Source organism: Isoptericola halotolerans (genome assembly GCF_003003075.1).
In the GTDB taxonomy this organism is placed as follows: domain Bacteria; phylum Actinomycetota; class Actinomycetes; order Actinomycetales; family Cellulomonadaceae; genus Isoptericola; species Isoptericola halotolerans_A.
Map to the genome: position 1 here is coordinate 94,183 of NZ_PVTX01000004.1, position 17,446 is coordinate 111,628.

A 17,446-nucleotide genomic window follows, 5' to 3' on the forward strand; every position below is an offset into this window, starting at 1 on the left:
GATGCGACCCAAGGCCCTGATCGTCGACGACGAGGCACCGGCACGGGCCGAGCTGCGCTACCTGCTCGAGGAGATCGGGCAGGTCCAGGTCGTGGGCGAGGCCACGAACGGCGAGGAGGCCCTGCTCCTGCTGGGCTCGCTCGACTACGACCTCGTGCTCCTCGACGTGCGCATGCCCGGCGGGTCCGGCCTGGAGGTCGCCGCGGCGCTGCGCCGGCAGCCCGACCCCCCGAAGGTCATCTTCACCACGGCCTACCCGGACCACGCCGTCGACGCCTTCGACCTCGCCGCGGCGGACTACCTCCTCAAGCCGTTCGACGCCGACCGCCTGCGGCGGGCGCTCGAGCGCGCGCTGCGCCCCGACGACGGCACGTCGGCCGGTGCCGGCCCCGGCAGCGCGGCGTCCGCCCCGCCGTCGGGCGGCGCGGTCCCGGGTGGCGACACCGCGAGCTCCGCCGCCGGCGCCGCGGGCTCGGCCGGGACGGCGGACACCCCGACGCGGGGCGACGTCGAGCCGTTGGTGCGCATCCCGGTGCAGAAGGACGGGCGCACGGTGCTGGTCGACGGTGCGTCGATCGTGTACGCCAGCGCGGCGCGCGGGTACTCCTACCTCAAGCTGGCCGACGAGCGCCTGCTGGTGACCATGTCCCTCAACGAGCTGGAACGACGGCTGCGCGGGCACTTCTTCCGGGCGCACCGCTCCTACCTGGTCAACCTGGACCACGTGCGCGAGCTGGTGCCCGACTTCCAGGGCGCGCTGGTGGTCGTCATGGCCGACCGGCAGCGCTCGCGCGTGGAGGTCTCGCGACGGCACGCCCGCGAGCTGCGCCGCCGCTTCGGCATGTGATCCCCCCACTCCTCCCCCGGTGCCGAGCGTCGAGGTCCGGACCGTTTTGCGGGCCCATTGCGGGCCGAACCTCGACGTTCGGCGGGCCCGGATAGGGTGTGGCGCATGACTTCCCCTCGTTCTGACGGCCGCACGCCCGACCAGCTCCGCCCCGTGACGTTCGCCCGCGGCTGGAGCGAGAACGCCGAGGGCTCCGTCCTCGTGGAGTTCGGCAAGACCCGCGTGCTGTGCACCGCCTCGTTCACCGAGGGCGTGCCGCGCTGGAAGAAGGGCTCCGGCGAGGGCTGGGTCACCGCCGAGTACGCGATGCTGCCCCGCGCCACCAACTCCCGCAGCCAGCGCGAGTCCGTCAAGGGCAAGATCGGCGGACGCACCCACGAGATCTCCCGGCTCATCGGCCGGTCGCTGCGGGCCGTCGTGGACGTCACGGCGCTGGGCGAGAACACCATCGTGCTCGACTGCGACGTGCTGCAGGCCGACGGCGGCACCCGGACCGCGGCCATCACCGGCGCCTACGTGGCCCTGGTCGACGCCGTCGCCTGGGGTGCCCGCCACGGGCACGTCAAGGGCGGCAAGCAGGTGCTCACCGACTCCGTGGCCGCCGTGAGCGTCGGCATCATCGACGGGGTGCCGATGCTGGACCTGCCCTACGTCGAGGACGTCCGCGCCGAGACCGACATGAACGTCGTGACCACCGGCTCCGGCTCCTTCGTGGAGGTGCAGGGCACGGCCGAGGGCGTCCCCTTCCACCGCAGCGAGCTGGACGCGCTGCTCGACCTCGCCACGGCCGGCACCGCCGAGCTGACCGCGCTGCAGCAGGCGGCGCTCGCCCAGGAGCTCTGAGCGTGGCCACCGTCGCGGTCCCGCCGTCGGCCCGGGTCGTCCTGGCGACCCACAACCGCAAGAAGCTCGTCGAGCTGCTGGCGATCCTGCGGGCCCAGCCCGGGCTGGACACCCTGCCGGACGACGCGGTGGTGACCGCCGGCGACGTCGGAGCGCCCGAGCCGGTCGAGGACGGGGTGTCCTACGCCGAGAACGCGCTGATCAAGGCGCGGGCGCTCGCGAGGGCCACCGGGCTGCCCGCCGTCGCGGACGACTCCGGGCTGAGCGTCGACGTGCTGGGCGGGGCCCCGGGGATCTTCTCGGCGCGCTGGGCCGGCCGGCACGGGGACGACGTCGCCAACCTGGGCCTGCTGCTCGCCCAGCTCGGCGACGTGCGCGACGAGCACCGAGGAGCGGCGTTCGTGTGCGCGGCGGCGCTGGTCACCCCGGACGGTCACGAGGAGGTGTGCCTCGGCGAGATGCCGGGCGTGCTCGTGCGCGAGCCGCGCGGGACGAACGGGTTCGGCTACGACCCGATCCTCGTCCCCGCAGAGCAGGAGCCGGGGCCGGACGGCCGGCCCGGCACGCGCACGTCGGCCGAGCTGACGCCGGAGGAGAAGAACGCGATCAGCCATCGCGGCAAGGCGTTCCGTGCGCTGGCCCCGGAGATCGCCACCGCGCTCTGACCCGCACCCCTGCGCTCGCTCATCGCTGTGGGCGCGATTCTTGGGCTCGATACCCGTACAGAACGGACATCACGGGCCAGAGATCGCGCCCACAACGCTCAGGGGCGACGGCGGGCGAGCGTGGCGACCAGACGCCAGCCGAGCATCGTCACGCCGAGGAACACCGCCGTCACCAGGGCGAAGGACCACGCGAACCCGCCGCCGAACAGCGGCCGCAGCGCCAGTCCCAGCACCACGGTGGCGCACCAGACCACCACACCGGTCGGCCGGGGCCGCGCCGGCGTCCGCCAGGCGCGGCTCGCCGCCCACCCGGCCGCCAGCCCGACGCCGAACGGCGCACCGACCGCCAGCACGTGCGCCGCGGAACCACCCGAGTCGTGGTTCGCCGTCCCGACGAGGGCGAACACCAGGACGCAGGCGACGTCGGCGACCACGGCGGGCCAGACGCGCAGCCGCCGCGCGGTCACGGCACGCTCGGGCGCCGTCACAGCTCGTAGACCACGCCGGTGCGGGCCACGTCCAGCGGCCCGTCGTACTCGCCGCGCGCCTCGGCCAGGGTGTCCGCGGAATCGGTCCAGACCGTCAGGTGGGTCAGCAGCAGCCGCCCCGCCGCGGCCTCGGCCGCCACCTTCCCGGCGCGGCGCCCGGTCAGGTGGATCCCGCTCACGCCGTCGTCGCGACCCTCGAGGAACGCCGCCTCGCACAGCAGCAGGTCGGCGCCCCGGGAGGCCTCGACCAGCGCGTCGCAGTGGTCGGTGTCCCCGGAGAACACCAGGGTCGCCCGCTCCCCCGGCCGGTCCGACGACGGACCGGTCACTCGCATCCCGTACGCCTCGACCGGGTGGTTGACGGCGAACGGCTCGATCGTCAGCGGCCCGACGTGCACCGGCGTGCCGGGCTGCCACGTCCGGAACGCGTACTCGGCGTCCATGTTCTCGCCGCTCTCGAGGCCGTACATCGCCGCCGCGCGCTCCCGCGTGGTCGACGGTCCGTGGACGGCCAGGTGACGCGGCTGCCCGGTGCGGTGCGATCCCCGCTCCGGGTGGTACCGCAGGTAGACGTACAGCCCGGACAGGTCCGCGCAGTGGTCGGGGTGCAGGTGCGAGATGCCCACGGCGTCCACGTCCAGCGGGTCGACGTAGCGCTGCAGCGCACCGAGCGATCCCGAGCCGAGGTCGAGCACCACGCTCCAGTCCCGCTCGCCGTCGTGCGCCTGGACCAGGTAGCAGGAGGCCGGGGACTCGGGTCCGGGCAGGGAGCCGGACACGCCGACGGGTACCAGCCTCATGCCGCCTCCACGAGGTTGACCTCGGGCCCGAGGAACCGCCGCGCGAGCTGCTCGAACTGCTCCGGCCGGCCCGTCGTGGCGAACCGGTGCACGGGCGCCGGGGCGTCCAGGGTGCGCTCCAGGTCGTGCGCCACCAGCTTGCGGTAGACGTCCATGGCGGTCTCCTCCGCCGAGGAGACCAGCGTGACGTCCTGGCCCATGACGTAGGAGATGGGTCCCGACAGCAGCGGGTAGTGCGTGCATCCCAGCACCAGGGTGTCCACGCCGGCCGCCTTGACCGGCGCCAGGTACTCCGCGGCGATCTCCAGCGCCTCGGGGCCCGACGTCGTGCCCTCCTCGACGAGACGGACGAACTCGGGGCACGCCTTGCTCGTGAGCTCCAGCCCGGGGGTCACGGCGAAGGCGTCGTCGTACGCCAGCGAGTCCACGGTGGCCTTCGTGCCGATGACGCCGATGCGTCCGGACCGCGAGGCGACGACGGCGCGGCGCGCGGCCGGCAGGATCACCTCGACCACCGGGATGCCGCGGCGCACGGTGTACCGCTCCCGGGCGTCGCGCAGCGCCACCGCGGAGGCCGAGTTGCACGCGATGACGAGCATCTTCACGCCGTCGTCGACGAGCCGGTCCATGACCGCGAGCGCCATCGCGCGCACGGCGGCGAGCGGCTTGGGCCCGTAGGGGCCGTTCGCCGTGTCGCCGATGTAGTGCAGCTGCTCGTGCGGGAGCTGGTCGAGCACCGAGCGGGCGACCGTCAGACCGCCCACCCCGCTGTCGAAGATCCCGATGGGGGCGTCGTTCACGGCTGGCAGCCTAACGGCGCAGGGCGCTGAGCACCGGGTTCGTGATCCGGGACACGCGTGGTGAGGGCCACAGCCTCACTCGTCGGCACCGCGGCCACGGGCCCGCAGCTCGGCGAGCAGCTCGTCCATCAACGACTCCTGGGCGAACCCGGCGGCCACGAAGACCCCGCCCCAGTACGAGCGCTGCTCGGCGTCCAGACCGGCGGCGTCCGTCTCGTCCGGGTCCGCGCCCTCGGCGTCGTCGTCCTCCACGATCCCCAGCCCCGTGAGCACCTCGTGGTGCAGGTGCTCGACGTCGGCGTCGTCGTCCAGGCCCAGACGTTCACCGAGCACCAGCCGCACGTCCGTGAGCGCCCCGGCGAACTCCTGGGCGGTGTCGCGGGCGACCACCACCTGACCGTCGGACGACCCTGCGCCCGCACCGCCGTCGTCCACGGTGTCCGCGAACGCCCGCAGGCGGGCGACCTTGCCGGCCGCGAGGTCCGTCTGGGTCAGGTGCCGGAACTCGGCCGCGACGTCCGCGTCCTCCCGGTGCGCGTCCGGCAGGAGCCGCTGCACCGCCGGGTCCCGGGGAACCCGGGCCACCCCGGTGAACGCCACGCCGGCGTCCGCCACGTCGGCGTCGGTCACGTCGTCCGGGAGCCCGGCGTCGGCACGCAGCAGGTCGGCGACGTCGCGGGCGACCCGCGCCAGCACCTCGCGCTCGACCGGAGCCCAGCGGGCGACGAAGCCGGCCGGGGTCGAGCGGAACGGCGTCATGCGCCCGCCTCCGTGCCCGACGCGCCGGACTGCTGCAGCGTGGCCCACAGCCCGTAACCGTGCATCGCCTGCACGTCCACCTCCATGCGCTCGCGTGGCCCCGTCGAGACGACGGCCCGGCCTTCCTCGTGCACCTGCATCATGAGCCGGTGCGCCTCGGCCTGCGGGTGGCCGAAGTAGCTCTCGAAGACGAAGGCGACATAGCTCATGAGGTTGACCGGGTCGTTCCACACGATCGTCACCCAGGGGTCGGCCAGCCCGGACACCTCCTCGGTCCGGGTGTCCTCCTGCGTCGCCGAGCTCGTCATCGCCACGCCACCAGCCTAGGTGCTCGTGCTGCTCCGGGGCCCGCCGCACCCTACGGTAGGGGCATGAACGACGCGATCCGGGGCAAGGGCGCCTCGCCGCCCGAGTCCCTCGCCTCCCCGCTGTCGCTGCCGGCCGCCCCGCTGCCGACGCTGCGACCCTCGCTGGCGCTCCTGACCGACCGGTACGAGCTGACGATGCTGCAGGCGGCGCTGGCCGACGGCACGGCCCACCGGCACTGCGTCTTCGAGGTGTTCACCCGGCGCCTGCCCGCCGGGCGGCGGTACGGCGTGCTCGCCGGCACCGGCCGGGTGCTCGAGGCGCTGCCCGCCTTCCGGTTCGGGGAGACCGAGCTCGCCTACCTCGAGCGCGCCGGCGTCGTCGACGACCGGACGCTCGACTTCCTGCGCGGGTACCGGTTCACCGGCACCATCACCGGCTACCCCGAGGGCGAGACGTTCTTCCCCGGGTCCCCGGTGCTGCAGGTGGAGGGCACCTTCGCCGAGGCGGTGCTCCTCGAGACGCTCGTCCTGGCGATCCTCAACCACGACTCCGCCATCGCCTCGGCCGCGTCCCGCATGACGAGCGCCGCCGTCGACCGGCCCGTGCTCGAGATGGGCTCGCGCCGCACCCACGAGCAGGCCGGCGTCGCCGCGGCGCGCGCCGCCGTCGTCGCCGGGTTCGCCGGCACCAGCAACCTCGAGGCCGGCTTCCGCTACGGCCTCGACACCATCGGGACCGCGGCGCACGCCTTCACCCTGCTGCACGACGACGAACCCGCGGCCTTCGCGTCGCAGGTCGAGGCGTTCGGGCCCGGCACGACGCTGCTGGTCGACACCTACGACGTGCCGCGCGGCGTCGAGCGCGCCGTCGAGGCCGCGGGCACAGGACTCGGTGCCGTGCGGCTGGACTCCGGCGACCTGGGCGCGCTCGCGGTGGAGGTGCGCGAACAGCTCGACGCGCTCGGCGCCACGGACACCAAGATCGTGGTCACCTCGGACCTGGACGAGCACGCGATCGCGGGCCTCGCCGCCGCCCCGGTGGACGTCTACGGGGTCGGCACGTCCCTGGTGACGGGGTCGGGCGCGCCGACCTGCGGCATGGTCTACAAGCTGGTGGCCCGCACCGACGGTGCGGGCAGGATGCAGCCGGTGGAGAAGGCCTCGACGCGCAAGTCGAGCCAGGGCGGACGCAAGGCGGCCGCCCGCCGGCTCGACCGCGACGGCCGTGCGGTCGAGGAGGTGCTCGTCACCGGCCCCGACGAGCAGGTGGTCACCTGGGAGCCGGACGGCAGCGAGGGCGGCGCCGAGGACGGCCGGCTGCGACGCCTGCACGTGCCGCTGGTGACCGACGGCGCCGTGGACTCCCGCTGGGTGGGCGCCTACGGCGTCGCCAACGCCGCCACCCAGCACCGGACGTCCCGGGCGGAGCTGCCGCGCGGGGCACGGCGCCTGTCCCACGGCGACGCGGCGATCCCGACGGTCACCTGGCGTCTGTGAGGGACACGGGCACCCTGCCCCGCGCGGCGGCGGAACCTCAGTTCCGCAGCGTCAGCAGACCCGGGCGGTACGGGAGCAGCCCGTAGTCCACCCCGTCGGAGTTGGGGTCGCGTCCCTGGTAGAGCAGCTGCAGGTGGCACGGGTCGACCGTCATGGTCTGGTCGGCGCTGGTGCGCAGGAGCTCGCCGTGGCTGATGTCGTCCGTCCAGGTGGCGCCGCTGTTCGCCCGGCCGGCGAAGGGCTCGGCCTCCGTGGCGGCCTGCGGGGTCCACCGCCCGTCGAGGCTGTCGGCCGTGAAGGACCGGAAGTAGCGGCCGTTCGCGCCGATCGCCTCGACGATCATGAGGTACTCCCCGGTCCCCTCGACCCGGTAGACCTGGACCGCCTCGAACAGGTTGTTCGTGGTGTCGCTCATGACCACGTCGTACGACGACCCGAAGTTCCCCGGGAAGTCCCCGATCGGCATCCGGGACCGGTAGATGTTGCCGTTGTCCCCGGCGAAGAACAGGTACATGTGGGTGTCGTCGGCGATGAGCGCCTGGTCGATCGGGCCGGTCCCGGAGTTCTGGATGGACCCGGTGAAGAGCGGGGCGGGCTGCGACCAGCCGTTGGCGTCCGTCGGGTCGTCCGACGTCCGGTAGATGAAGGGCCAGGCGCCCCACTGGTAGGCGAGGACCCACGTGCCGGCCGGCTCGAAGTAGAACAGCGACGGCGCCACCGTCGAGGACTGCATGCCGTGCTGCGCGGCGGAACCCATCTGGGACCAGTCCCCGAAGACGTCGAAGTTCATCGAGCCCCAGGAGTCACCGAAGTCGTGGGTGGTGGCGTAGACGAGGTGACCGCCGTCGTAGGGGGCCGTGGTGAAGTCCTTGAGCGACGCCCACCCGGGACCCGGCTGCGCGAGCGGTCCGGTCGAGGACCAGTCGTAGGACGACGGGAGCTCGCACGTGGATCCCCCGCCGCCGTCCCCGACGACCTGCAGGTCGTCGATGCGGAAGTCGTCGGTGCCGCTGGTCGTCTCGACGTAGAGGGACGCGGACTCCAGCGATCCCGTCCAGGACACCGTGGCCTCACCGGTGAGCTCCGCCCAGCCCCCGGGGCTGACGGCGCCCTGCGCGAGGGTGACGTAGTCGGTCGTCCCACCGGCGGTGACGCTCAACGTGACCTTGCCGTCCGGCGTCCCGGTCTCGGTCCGCATCCAGAGGCTCGTGGAGTAGGTCGTGCCGTTCGACAGGGCGGCCGTCACGTCCTGGGCCGGGCCGTTCCAGGAGGCGGTCCGTCCCGTGGACCGCAGCGCCATGCTCCCCCCGTGCACGGGCCACCAGCCGGGGTCGACCGACCCCGCCCCGAAGGCGGTCCAGCCGTTCGTGCCGTCCTCCATGTCGCCGTTGGTGACGAGGCTCTCGGCGGCCAGGGTCGTGGGTGATCCGGCCACGGCCGGATCCCCGGCGTACGCCACCGTCGGGGTCAGCGCCAGCGCGGCGACCACCCCCAGGGCGAGGCGGCGGGCGATGGACTTCTGCATGCTGTGCTCCTCTTCTCACGCCGATGTGATCGCTCACATCCTGCGGGGAGCACGGTTCCGTCGCCATCTGGTGAAACGTTTACGTCGTGGTCAGGCGCCCAGTCCACGGACGCCCGCCACTACTTCTTGCCGACGAACCAGCCCCGCACCATCTCGACGCGCTCGTCGAGCTGGGCGGCGGTCGCCAGCGGTACCTCCGGACCGCCGCAGCGTCGTCGCAGCTCGGTGTGCACCGACCCGTGCGGACGCCCGGACTTGCGCGCCCACGCCGAGACCAGCTTGGAGAGCTCCTTGCGCAGCGCCGCCGCGCGACGGTGCTCCTGCTCGGACTGCTCGAGCGCCGCCTCCGACGCCGTCGCCCCCGATCGCCCGCTCGTCTGGGCGGCCTGGTGCTGGCGCAGCAGCGTGGTGACCTGGTCGGCGTCGAGGAGGCCGGGAAGGCCGAGGAAGTCCTGCTCCGCCGCCGAGCCGATGTCACCACCGGTGCCGAACTCACCGCCGTCGAACAGGACCCGGTCGAAGGTGGCCTGGGCCTCGAGCGCCTCGAAGGAGCCGGTGAGCTCCCCCGACGCCTTCTCCTCCTTGTTGGCCGCGGCGAGCAGCGCCGCCTCCGGGTCGTACTCGATGCCCTGTTCCTCGGCCGTCTGCGGGCGGTCCAGCGCGTGGTCGCGCTCGATCTCCATCCCGTTCGCCAGCTCGAGCAGCAGGGGCACGCTGGGCACGAAGATGGACGCCGTCTCGCCGCGCTTGCGGGCGCGGACGAACCGGCCCACGGCCTGGGCGAAGAACAGCGGCGTGGACGTGCTGGTGGCGTAGACGCCGACGGCGAGGCGCGGCACGTCGACGCCCTCGGAGACCATCCGCACCGCCACCATCCACCGCTGCGTGCCCGCCGCGAACTCGTCGATGCGGGCGCTCGCGCCGTCGTCGTCGCTGAGCACCACGGTGGGGCTCTGGCCGGTGACGCGGGCCAGGTGCCCGGCGTACGCCCGGGCGTCGGTCTGGTCGGAGGCGATGACCAGCCCACCGGCGTCGGGCACGGACCGGCGCACCTCCGTGAGGCGCTTGTCCGCCGCGGCGAGCACGGACGGGATCCACTCGCCGTTCGGGTCGAGCGCCGTGCGCCACGCCTGGGCGTGCATGTCCTTCGTCATCGCGTCGCCGAGCCGCGCCGCGACCTCGTCGCCCGCCCGGGTGCGCCACCGCATCTCGCCCGAGTAGGTCATGAACAGCACGGGCCGCACCACGTGGTCGCGCAGCGCCTCGCCGTAGCCGTAGGTGTAGTCCGCCCGGGAGCGCCGGATCCCCTCCCGGTCCGCCTCGTAGGTGACGAACGGGATCGACGCGGTGTCGCTGCGGAACGGCGTGCCCGTCAGCGCGAGCCGCCGCGTGGCGTCCTCGAACGCGTCCCGGACGGCGTCGCCCCAGCTCAGCGCGTCGCCGCCGTGGTGCACCTCGTCCAGGATGACGAGCGTCCGGGCCGCCTGCGTGCGGGCGCGGTGCAGCGCCGGCTTGGCCGCCACCTGGGCGTAGGTGAGCGCGACGCCGTCGTAGTGGGACCCGTGGCGGCCCTGGGAGTTCTTGAACGACGGGTCGATGCGGATGCCGACCCGGGCCGCGGCGTCCGCCCACTGGTGCTTGAGGTGCTCCGTGGGCGCGACGACGGTCACCCGGCGCACGATCCCGGCGTCCAGCAGCTCGGTGGCGACCCGCAGCGCGAAGGTCGTCTTGCCGGCGCCCGGCGTCGCCACCGCCAGGAAGTCCCGCGGCGACCGCTCGTGGTACAGCGCGAGGGCCTCCGCCTGCCAGGCGCGCAGGTTCGACGCGGTGCCCCAGGGCGCCCGGCGCGGGAACGCCGGGCTGAGCTGGGACGCCGCTGCCACGGACGGTGACCGCGGCAGCGGCTTGGCCGCCTCGTGCGGCTCGGAGGCGGCTTCGAAGAGGTCGACGGACTCGGGCTCGGGGAGGGACGCGCTCACGTGGTGGAGTCGCCGTCGCCGTCCTGCGGCGCGCGCAGGCCGTCGTAGATCTCCTTGCAGACGGGGCACACGGGGAACTTCGAGGGGTCGCGTCCCGGGACCCAGACCTTGCCGCAGAGCGCGATCACCGGCTTGCCGGACATCGCCGACTGCATGATCTTCTCCTTGCGCACGTAGTGCGCGAAGCGCTCGTGGTCGCCCGGTTCCGCCGACTGCTCCCGCGTGTCGGGGCGCTCGAGGACGCTGGTACCCGGTCCGGTGTCCTGCGAGGGAGGGGTGGAGAGGGGCTCGCTCATGGCCTCCATCTTACGTGCCGGCCACCGACACCGACCGCGCGGCCGGCCGCTACAGACCCTGCCAGCCGGGCTTGGACGCGTACGTCTGGCGGTAGTACCCCGCGAGCTGCAGGCGTGACGCCGCGGCCTCGTCGACCAGCACCGTCGCGTGCGGGTGCCACTGCATCACGGTGGCCGGCCACAGCGCCGAGACCGGGCCCTCGACGAGCTGGTGCACCGCCTCGGCCTTGTGCTTCCCCGTGGCCAGCAGCACCAGGTGCCGGGCCTCCATGATCGTGCCCAGCCCCTGCGTCAGGCAGTGCCGCGGCACCTGGTCCACGTCGTCGTCGAAGAACCGCGCGTTGTCGACCCGGGTCTGCTCGGTCAGCGTCTTGATCCGGGTGCGCGAGGCCAGGGACGAACCCGGCTCGTTGAAACCGATGTGACCGTCGGTCCCGATCCCGAGGAGCTGGAGGTCCACGCCGCCGGCCGCCGCGATCGCCTCCTCGTAGGCGGCGCACGCCCCCGGCAGGTCGTCGGCGAGGCCGTCGGGGCCCGTCACCTGGTCGGCGGGCCAGTCGACCCGGTCGGCGATCTCGGTGGCGATGACGTTCCGGTAGCGCTCGGGATGATCGGCCGCCAGCCCCACGTACTCGTCGAGCATGAACCCTCGCGCCCGGGCGAACGACAGCCCTTCCGCGTCGTGCCGCCGGGCCAGCTCGTCGTACACCTTCAACGGGCTCGACCCGGTGGCCAGGCCCAGCACCGCGTCCGCCCGGCGTCGCAGCAGCGCCTCGATCGCGTCGGCGGCCAGGACCGCCAGCTCCTGGGCCGGAGCAATGACTACCTCCATCGCCCTCTCCTTCCTGTTCGTCGCCGCCGGCCACCACGGGCCGACGGCGGCCGGTCACTCGTCCTCGACGTCGCCGTCGAGCATGGGGGTCATGATGCCGTCGTACTTCTCGGCGAGCGCGGGGACGCTGCCGCCGCGGGCGATCTCCTTGAAGAGCTCCTCGTAGATCCCGCGCGACTCGATGTCCGCCCAGCCCGGGGCGGGCGGCGTGAGCTTCGACGCCTCCGCGGTCGCCACGAGGGTGCGGCCGAACTTGTCCCCCGCCATGAGCTCGGTGAACTCGGTGTTGGCCGGGCCGAGACCGGACTCGGCGAGCATCGTCTGGTAGTCGTCGGAGTAGACGATCCTCAGCAGGTCCTCGGAGAGGTCCGCGTTGCGCGTCAGCGCGGAGACCGCCATGTTGGACCCGCCCGCGAACACCGGCGCGACGCCGCCGTCCACGCCGGGCAGCGCGAAGATGCCGAACCGGTCGGTGTCCGCCATGCCGTCGCGCACCTCCTCGTTGTTCTCGTCGCGCACGAGGTCGCCGATGGACCAGCGGGCCCAGGACGGCGCCATGATGGTCGCCGCCGCGGGCTCGCCGCCCCCGACCCCGTCGTTGAGGAAGTCCCAGTAGGCGACGTCGACCTCCGTGGCCGGCAGGTAGGAGGCGTTCTGGTAGATGTCCTGCCAGGCCTCCAGGCCCGCGACGGTGTCCGGGTCGGACAGCGTCGAGACCCAGGCGCCGCCCTCCTTGACCGCCAGCTCGCCACCGTGGGCGAAGACCCACGAGATCCCGTTGCGCCAGTCCTGCCCGCCCATCGCGAACCCGGCCTGGTTGCCGTCACGGAGCGCCTTGACGGTCTCGCCGAACTCGTCGAGCGTCTTCGGCACCTCGGCGCCGGCCGCCTCCCAGACGTCCTTGCGGTAGAAGACGTAGCGGGAGCCGAAGTAGTACGGCAGGGCGTACACCGTGCCGTCCACCGAGCCCGCCTCCACGAAGGACTGCAGCAGGTCGTCCCCGCCGAGCTCCTCGTACAGCTCCGGGGAGATCTCGCGGAACGCGCCGTCGCCGGTGAAGGTCGGCGCCTGGGTGTTCCCGAGCTCGACGACGTCGGGCGTCGCCGCCGGGTCGCCGAGGGAGGCCTCGAGGTCCTCGACGAGCGTGGGCCACTCCTTCTGCTCGATCGTCAGCGTCGCACCCGGGTTGCGCTCCTCGAACGTCTCCACGAGAAAGCTGCGCAGGTCGTCACCGGTGTCCGCGCCCACCAGCCAGAGGACGATGTCGTCAGACGACTCGGGGACGACCTCCTCGGGACCGCAGGCGGACAGCACGGGAGCGAGCGCCAGGGCCGCCGTCAGGGCGGCGGCGCGTCGTCGGATCACAGGGGGGTTCCTCTCGGTCGTGGCGGAAGCGTGTGCCGGCGCGCGCAGGGTCCCGCCGCCGGGCCGCGGGCGGGCGGTCAGCCGGCGAGGTCGCGGGCGTGCGCGACGGCGCCCCGCCCGACCACCGCGGCACCCACCGCGCCGACGGCGACCCGGCCCGGCGCGAGCCGCACCCGACCGGGCAGATCGAGCGAGCGCAGGAACCCGGACGCCGCCGACTCGTCGACCAGGGCGTCCCGGACGACGTCGAGGAGCGGCTGCCCGAGCTGGGACACGCCCCCGCCGAGCACCACGTGCTGCACGTCGACCGTGAGCACGAGCATGCGCACGGCCGCGGCGACGGCCCGCGCGTAGGTCGCGCGCGCCACGAGGGCGTCGGGGTCGCCCGCGGCGGCCGCCTCGAAGAGCTCGACCGGGGCGGGGCGGCCCGTGGCCGTCGGCCACAGGGCCGTCACCGCGGAGCCGGAGGCGTACAGCTCCAGGCAGCCGCGCTGGCCGCACGCGCACGGTGGGCCGGCCGGGTCGACGGGCACGTGCCCGATCTCGCCGGCGGCGCCGTGGCTCCCCCGCCGCAGCCGCCCGTCGAGTACGATGCCGGCCGCGAGCCCCGTCCCGAGCGCCAGGAACGCGAGATCGGTGGGGGTGCGGTCCCCCGCCTCGGCCTCGACCAGGTGCGCCGCACCCACCGCGGCCACGTTCAGGTCGTTCTCCACCCCGACCCCGACGCCCCCGAGGCGTGCCGAGAGCAGGGTCGAGAGGTCGAGCGCGGCGCCGTCGAGCCCGAGGTTGACCGCGTGCCGGACCGTGCCGGCGCCGGCGTCCACGAGGCCGGGCACCCCGACCCCGACCCCGGTCACCGCGTCGAGCGTGACGCCGGCCTGCCGGACCACGCCCTGGACGGCGCGGGCCGCGCCGTCGACGACGCCCACCGGGCCGAGCGCGGTGCTCAGCCGGGACTGGGCCAGGACCTCGCCGTCGTCACCGAGCAGGACGGCCAGCGTCTTCGTGCCCCCGATGTCCAGGCCCACGCTGAGGCGGGGCGACGCCATGGGCGTCGCCGCTGCGATGTTGCTCACGTCAGCCCTTCACCGCTCCCGAGACCAGTCCACCGGTCATGCGGCCCTGCACGAAGAGGAAGAAGATGATGACGGGGATGGCGACGAGCACGGAGCCGGCCATCAGGGCGCCGTAGTCCGTCGCCTTGGTGGCCTGCTGGAAGGTCCGCAGCCACACGGGCAGCGTCATCGACTCCGGCCTGGACATGATGACCAGGGCGAGCACGAACTCGTTCCACGCCTGGATGAAGGCGAACACGCCGGTCGAGACGAGCCCCGGCGCGAGCAGCGGGAAGGTGACCTTCCAGAAGGCCCGGGTGCGCGAGCAGCCGTCGATCATGGCGGCCTCCTCGAGCTCGACCGGCACGGCCGTCACGAACCCGCGCAGGGTCCAGACGGTGAAGGGCAGCACCATCGCCACGTACAGGATGGTCAGGCCGAGCACCATGTTGAGCATGCCCCAGCCGTCGATGAGCTGGAAGTACGTCAGCAGCATCGCCTCGCCGGGGATCATCTGAACCACGAGGATCGCCACGATGAACTGCTTGCGTCCCCGGAACCGGTACCGGCCGATGGCGACCGAGGCGAGGAACGCGATGACGAGCGCGGCGACCAGGGTCAGGAACGTGACCGTGAGCGAGGTCTGGAGCGCGGGCACGAAGTCCGCACGGGTGTCGTCCGTGACGGCCCGGACGTAGTTGTCGACCGTGAAGTCGGAGCCGGGGAAGAAGGTCGGGACGGTGGCCCGGACGAGGTTCGTCGGCAGGAACGACGAGGAGACCATCCAGTAGACCGGGAACACCGAGCAGACGAACACGACGACGGCGACGACGCCGAACAGGACGTTCGCCACGACGCGCTGCGGCGGGACCGGGCGCTTGGTGCTGACGACGACGGGGGCCGGCGTCGTGGTCGGGGCGGGGAGGATGGAGGCAGCCATGGTCAGTCGTCCTCCTTGAGCGTCTGGCGCACGTAGTACAACGAGATGAGGAGCATGATGAAGACCATCACCACGGCTGCTGCGGCCGCGAAGCCGAAGTCACCGCTGGCGGTGCCCTTCTGGTAGATCCACACGCCCAGGGTGGAGGTCTTCTCGTAGAGCCCGCCGATGCCCTGCAGGGCGTAGACCTGGGCGAAGACCCGCAGGTCCCAGATCACGGACAGGACGATCAGCACGATGATGATGCTGCGGACGAACGGCACCTGGATCTGGAAGAAGCGCTGGCGGGCGTTGGCGCCGTCGAGCTGCGACGCCTCGAGCGTCTCGGCAGGGACCTGCGTGAGCCCCGCGTACATGGTGAAGGCGATGAACGGCACGCCCATCCAGACCACGATGAGGCCGAGGACGAGGAAGAACGAGAGCGGCTCGATGAGCCACGAGTGGCCGGCCCAGTCGGACCCGGTGATCTGGGTCAGCAGGTAGTTGACGACGCCGTAGCGGGTGTCGAACATCCAGCCCCAGACCATGACGGTCGACAAGGCGGGCATGGCCCAGGCCAGCAGCAGGCCGACGGTGACGAGCATCCGCATCGCCTTGCCGAGGCGGATCATCAGCAGGGCGACGAGCGTCCCGAGGGTCATCGTCAGCACCACCGCCACGATCATGAACGCGACGCTGCGGCCGAGGACGGCGTAGAACTCGCCGGAGGTCAGGACCTCGGCGTAGTTGTCCAGGCCGACCCACTCGGGCGGGGCGCCGAACGCCTGGGCACGGCCGTACTCCTGGAAGGACGTGACGATGAGCTTGAGGATCGGCCAGGCGACGAGGATCGCCAGCACGGCGAGCGCCGGCGCGAGCAGCGCGTAGGGGAACGGCGAGGACTTCTTGGTCCGCAGCTCCTGCGGTGGCCGGACGAAGGCCTCCGGAGGCGCCTTCGGCGCGGCAGGGGTGGTGGTCACGGGGTGCTCCGGGGTCGAGCGGGTGGGGAGAGGGGGGACGGTGCCGGTGGCCGTGAGGTCACCGGCACCGTCCGGCGTGCTGACGGGTGTCAGCCGTTGAGCGTCCCCTCGATCGCGGCGTCGAGCTCGGCCGCGATGGTGGCGACGTCCTCGCCCTGGGCGAGCTTGACGAACGAGTCCTCGAGCACGCCGGAGGCCTCGACGTCGGCCCACATGGGCGACGCCGGGGTCAGCTGCGCCGCGGCGGCCGCAGCGGCCGACGCCTGGCTGAAGGCGTCGTCGGCCATGAACTGGGCCTGCGACACCTTGGCCGGGACGAGGCCGTTGCCGGCGAGGATCTCCTGGTACTCGTCGGAGAGGATGATCTCGAGGGCGCTCCGGGCGAGCTCCGGGTTCGGGGCGTTCGCCGGGATGGCGATGTTCGAACCACCGGCGAGCACCGGGGCGTAGGTGCCCTCCTCGGCACCGGGGATGGCGAACGCGGAGAGCTTGTCCTCGGCGCCGTACGTCTCGACGCAGCCGGGCACCTCGGCGTCCTCGGGCGCAGCGATCGACCAGCGCACCCAGCTCGGAGCGGTGAGGTAGCCGATCTCACCGGCGCAGAACGGGACCTGGGGGTCCGTCTCGTCCGAGTCGGCCGGAGCGTGGTTCGCGTTGAGCATGACGTCCTGCAGCTGCTCGAGGCCGGCGATCGACTCGGGCGAGGAGAAGCCGCCGGTCCAGGTGCCGGCGTCGTCGACGGTGGCGATGTCGCCGCCGTTGGCCCACACGAAGACCATGCCGTTGCGCCAGTCCTTGCCCGGCGTGTAGAGCCCGGAGACCTTGTCCGTGGCCAGCGACTTGATGTTCTCGACGTACTCGTCCCAGGTGGCGGGGACCTCGAGGTCGCCGGTGACCTCGGTCGAGTAGATGCCCACGCGGGCGCCCGAGTAGTAGGGAGCGGCGTAGAACTTGCCCTCGTAGGTCCCGGACTCCACGAAGCCGGGCAGCAGGTCGTCGCCGCCGAGCTCCTCGTAGCTGTCGGTGAGGTCGAGGAACGCGCCGGCCGAGGTGAAGGCCGGGGCCTGGGTGTTGCCGATCTCGACCAGGTCGGGGCTGTCGGAACCGGAGAGCGCGGTCGTGTACTTGTCGACCAGGCCGGTCCAGGACTGCTCCTCGATCGTGAGCGTGGAGCCCTCGTTCTCGGCCTCGAACGTGGTCGTGAGGTACTCGCGCGCCTCCTCGGGGGTGTCCGTACCGACGAGCCAGACACGGATGTCGCCCGCGGGAGCTTCTTCGGCCGCGGTCTCACCGCTCTCGTCGGCGGGGGTCTCGGAGTCACCCGAGGCGCAGGCGGACAGGGCGAGGGCCAGGGTGATGGTCGACGCCGCGGCGACGACGTTGCGTGTTCTCTTCACTGCTTCGGTTTCCTTCCAAATAGGGGTAAGCGGGGGCCGGTACCAGGTGGCACCGGCTGTTGTCGGTCGGTGGTCGGTCGGTGGAGCTCGT

At 72.9% G+C, this 17,446-nt stretch carries 18 protein-coding genes; 4 read left to right on the forward strand and 14 right to left on the reverse strand.

What is annotated here, in order from left to right; genetic code table 11:
* The first annotated feature begins 1 nt into the window (after position 1).
* The 3 genes from BCL65_RS07350 (at position 2) to rdgB (ending at position 2,355) form a co-directional block, all read left to right on the forward strand.
* Positions 2–847: a LytR/AlgR family response regulator transcription factor gene (locus tag BCL65_RS07350; protein WP_106266636.1), complete on the forward strand. Its 846-nt coding sequence runs from the start codon at positions 2–4 to the stop codon at positions 845–847.
* A gap of 105 nt (positions 848–952) precedes the next feature.
* Entirely contained in the window at positions 953–1,690 is a 738-nt protein-coding gene (gene rph / locus BCL65_RS07355; protein ID WP_106266638.1) for a ribonuclease PH, read from the forward strand.
* 2 nt (positions 1,691–1,692) lie between these two features.
* Positions 1,693–2,355, forward strand: a complete 663-nt coding sequence (gene rdgB / locus BCL65_RS07360; RefSeq protein WP_106266640.1) for an RdgB/HAM1 family non-canonical purine NTP pyrophosphatase — start codon at positions 1,693–1,695, stop codon at positions 2,353–2,355.
* A gap of 98 nt (positions 2,356–2,453) precedes the next feature.
* On the opposite strand, the gene BCL65_RS07365 is transcribed toward rdgB, so the two are convergent.
* The 5 genes from BCL65_RS07365 to clpS all read right to left on the reverse strand — a co-directional run bounded on the left by BCL65_RS07365 (position 2,454) and on the right by clpS (position 5,510).
* Positions 2,454–2,843: a DUF3054 domain-containing protein gene (locus BCL65_RS07365; protein WP_243400867.1), complete on the reverse strand. Its 390-nt coding sequence runs from the start codon at positions 2,841–2,843 to the stop codon at positions 2,454–2,456.
* A complete protein-coding gene (locus tag BCL65_RS07370) occupies positions 2,840–3,643 on the reverse strand; it encodes an MBL fold metallo-hydrolase (RefSeq protein ID WP_106266642.1) in 804 nt (267 codons plus the stop codon). The genes BCL65_RS07365 and BCL65_RS07370 overlap by 4 nt, the downstream gene beginning before the upstream one ends.
* Positions 3,640–4,443 (reverse strand): glutamate racemase, encoded by an 804-nt coding sequence (gene murI, locus BCL65_RS07375; RefSeq protein WP_106266644.1) that lies wholly within the window; start codon positions 4,441–4,443, stop codon positions 3,640–3,642. Before murI ends, BCL65_RS07370 begins: the two co-directional genes overlap by 4 nt.
* Positions 4,444–4,518: 75 nt before the next feature.
* Positions 4,519–5,202: a DUF2017 family protein gene (locus BCL65_RS07380; protein ID WP_106266646.1), complete on the reverse strand. Its 684-nt coding sequence runs from the start codon at positions 5,200–5,202 to the stop codon at positions 4,519–4,521.
* Positions 5,199–5,510 carry an ATP-dependent Clp protease adapter ClpS gene (clpS, locus tag BCL65_RS07385; protein ID WP_106266648.1) on the reverse strand — a complete coding sequence of 104 codons (312 nt, stop codon included), beginning with the start codon at positions 5,508–5,510 and terminating at the stop codon, positions 5,199–5,201. The genes BCL65_RS07380 and clpS overlap by 4 nt, the downstream gene beginning before the upstream one ends.
* Before the next feature lie 63 nt (positions 5,511–5,573).
* On the opposite strand from clpS, the gene BCL65_RS07390 reads away from it, so the two are divergent.
* Complete coding sequence (locus BCL65_RS07390; protein WP_106266650.1) at positions 5,574–7,007, forward strand: nicotinate phosphoribosyltransferase; 1,434 nt, start codon at positions 5,574–5,576, stop codon at positions 7,005–7,007.
* A gap of 37 nt (positions 7,008–7,044) precedes the next feature.
* Here the strand turns inward: BCL65_RS07390 and BCL65_RS07395 are convergent, their stop codons facing one another.
* The 9 genes from BCL65_RS07395 to BCL65_RS07435 form a co-directional block, all read right to left on the reverse strand.
* On the reverse strand, positions 7,045–8,532 hold the full coding sequence (locus BCL65_RS07395; RefSeq protein WP_106266652.1) for a non-reducing end alpha-L-arabinofuranosidase family hydrolase: 1,488 nt from the start codon (positions 8,530–8,532) through the stop codon (positions 7,045–7,047).
* Positions 8,533–8,651: 119 nt separating this feature from the next.
* Complete coding sequence (locus tag BCL65_RS07400; protein WP_281495534.1) at positions 8,652–10,433, reverse strand: DEAD/DEAH box helicase; 1,782 nt, start codon at positions 10,431–10,433, stop codon at positions 8,652–8,654.
* A gap of 74 nt (positions 10,434–10,507) precedes the next feature.
* Entirely contained in the window at positions 10,508–10,807 is a 300-nt protein-coding gene (locus BCL65_RS07405; RefSeq protein ID WP_106266945.1) for a DUF3039 domain-containing protein, read from the reverse strand.
* 49 nt (positions 10,808–10,856) lie between these two features.
* Complete coding sequence (gene nagB / locus BCL65_RS07410; protein WP_106266656.1) at positions 10,857–11,639, reverse strand: glucosamine-6-phosphate deaminase; 783 nt, start codon at positions 11,637–11,639, stop codon at positions 10,857–10,859.
* A 54-nt stretch (positions 11,640–11,693) separates the two neighbouring features.
* A complete protein-coding gene (locus BCL65_RS07415; RefSeq protein ID WP_243400866.1) occupies positions 11,694–13,004 on the reverse strand; it encodes an extracellular solute-binding protein in 1,311 nt (436 codons plus the stop codon).
* 77 nt (positions 13,005–13,081) lie between these two features.
* The gene (locus BCL65_RS07420; protein WP_243400865.1) at positions 13,082–14,080 is read right to left on the reverse strand and encodes an ROK family protein; all 999 of its coding nucleotides are present in this window, start codon (positions 14,078–14,080) and stop codon (positions 13,082–13,084) included.
* Position 14,081: 1 nt separating this feature from the next.
* Complete coding sequence (locus tag BCL65_RS07425) at positions 14,082–14,999, reverse strand: carbohydrate ABC transporter permease (RefSeq protein WP_106266657.1); 918 nt, start codon at positions 14,997–14,999, stop codon at positions 14,082–14,084.
* 2 nt (positions 15,000–15,001) lie between these two features.
* Positions 15,002–15,958 carry a carbohydrate ABC transporter permease gene (locus BCL65_RS07430; protein ID WP_106266659.1) on the reverse strand — a complete coding sequence of 319 codons (957 nt, stop codon included), beginning with the start codon at positions 15,956–15,958 and terminating at the stop codon, positions 15,002–15,004.
* An 89-nt stretch (positions 15,959–16,047) separates the two neighbouring features.
* A complete protein-coding gene (locus BCL65_RS07435) occupies positions 16,048–17,355 on the reverse strand; it encodes an extracellular solute-binding protein (protein WP_106266661.1) in 1,308 nt (435 codons plus the stop codon).
* Between the last annotated feature and the right edge of the window lie 91 nt (positions 17,356–17,446).

Bases quoted from the DNA above. Each gene is read 5' to 3' on its own strand.
- BCL65_RS07390 (WP_106266650.1), top strand. From the start codon at position 5,574: ATGAACGACGCGATCCGGGGCAAGGGCGCCTCGCCGCCCGAGTCCCTC.
- nagB (WP_106266656.1), bottom strand. From the start codon at position 11,639: ATGGAGGTAGTCATTGCTCCGGCCCAGGAGCTGGCGGTCCTGGCCGCC.
- BCL65_RS07350 (WP_106266636.1), top strand. From the start codon at position 2: ATGCGACCCAAGGCCCTGATCGTCGACGACGAGGCACCGGCACGGGCC.
- BCL65_RS07380 (WP_106266646.1), bottom strand. From the start codon at position 5,202: ATGACGCCGTTCCGCTCGACCCCGGCCGGCTTCGTCGCCCGCTGGGCT.
- clpS (WP_106266648.1), bottom strand. From the start codon at position 5,510: ATGACGAGCTCGGCGACGCAGGAGGACACCCGGACCGAGGAGGTGTCC.
- rph (WP_106266638.1), top strand. From the start codon at position 953: ATGACTTCCCCTCGTTCTGACGGCCGCACGCCCGACCAGCTCCGCCCC.
- BCL65_RS07395 (WP_106266652.1), bottom strand. From the start codon at position 8,532: ATGCAGAAGTCCATCGCCCGCCGCCTCGCCCTGGGGGTGGTCGCCGCG.
- BCL65_RS07405 (WP_106266945.1), bottom strand. From the start codon at position 10,807: ATGAGCGAGCCCCTCTCCACCCCTCCCTCGCAGGACACCGGACCGGGT.
- BCL65_RS07425 (WP_106266657.1), bottom strand. From the start codon at position 14,999: ATGGCTGCCTCCATCCTCCCCGCCCCGACCACGACGCCGGCCCCCGTC.
- BCL65_RS07370 (WP_106266642.1), bottom strand. From the start codon at position 3,643: ATGAGGCTGGTACCCGTCGGCGTGTCCGGCTCCCTGCCCGGACCCGAG.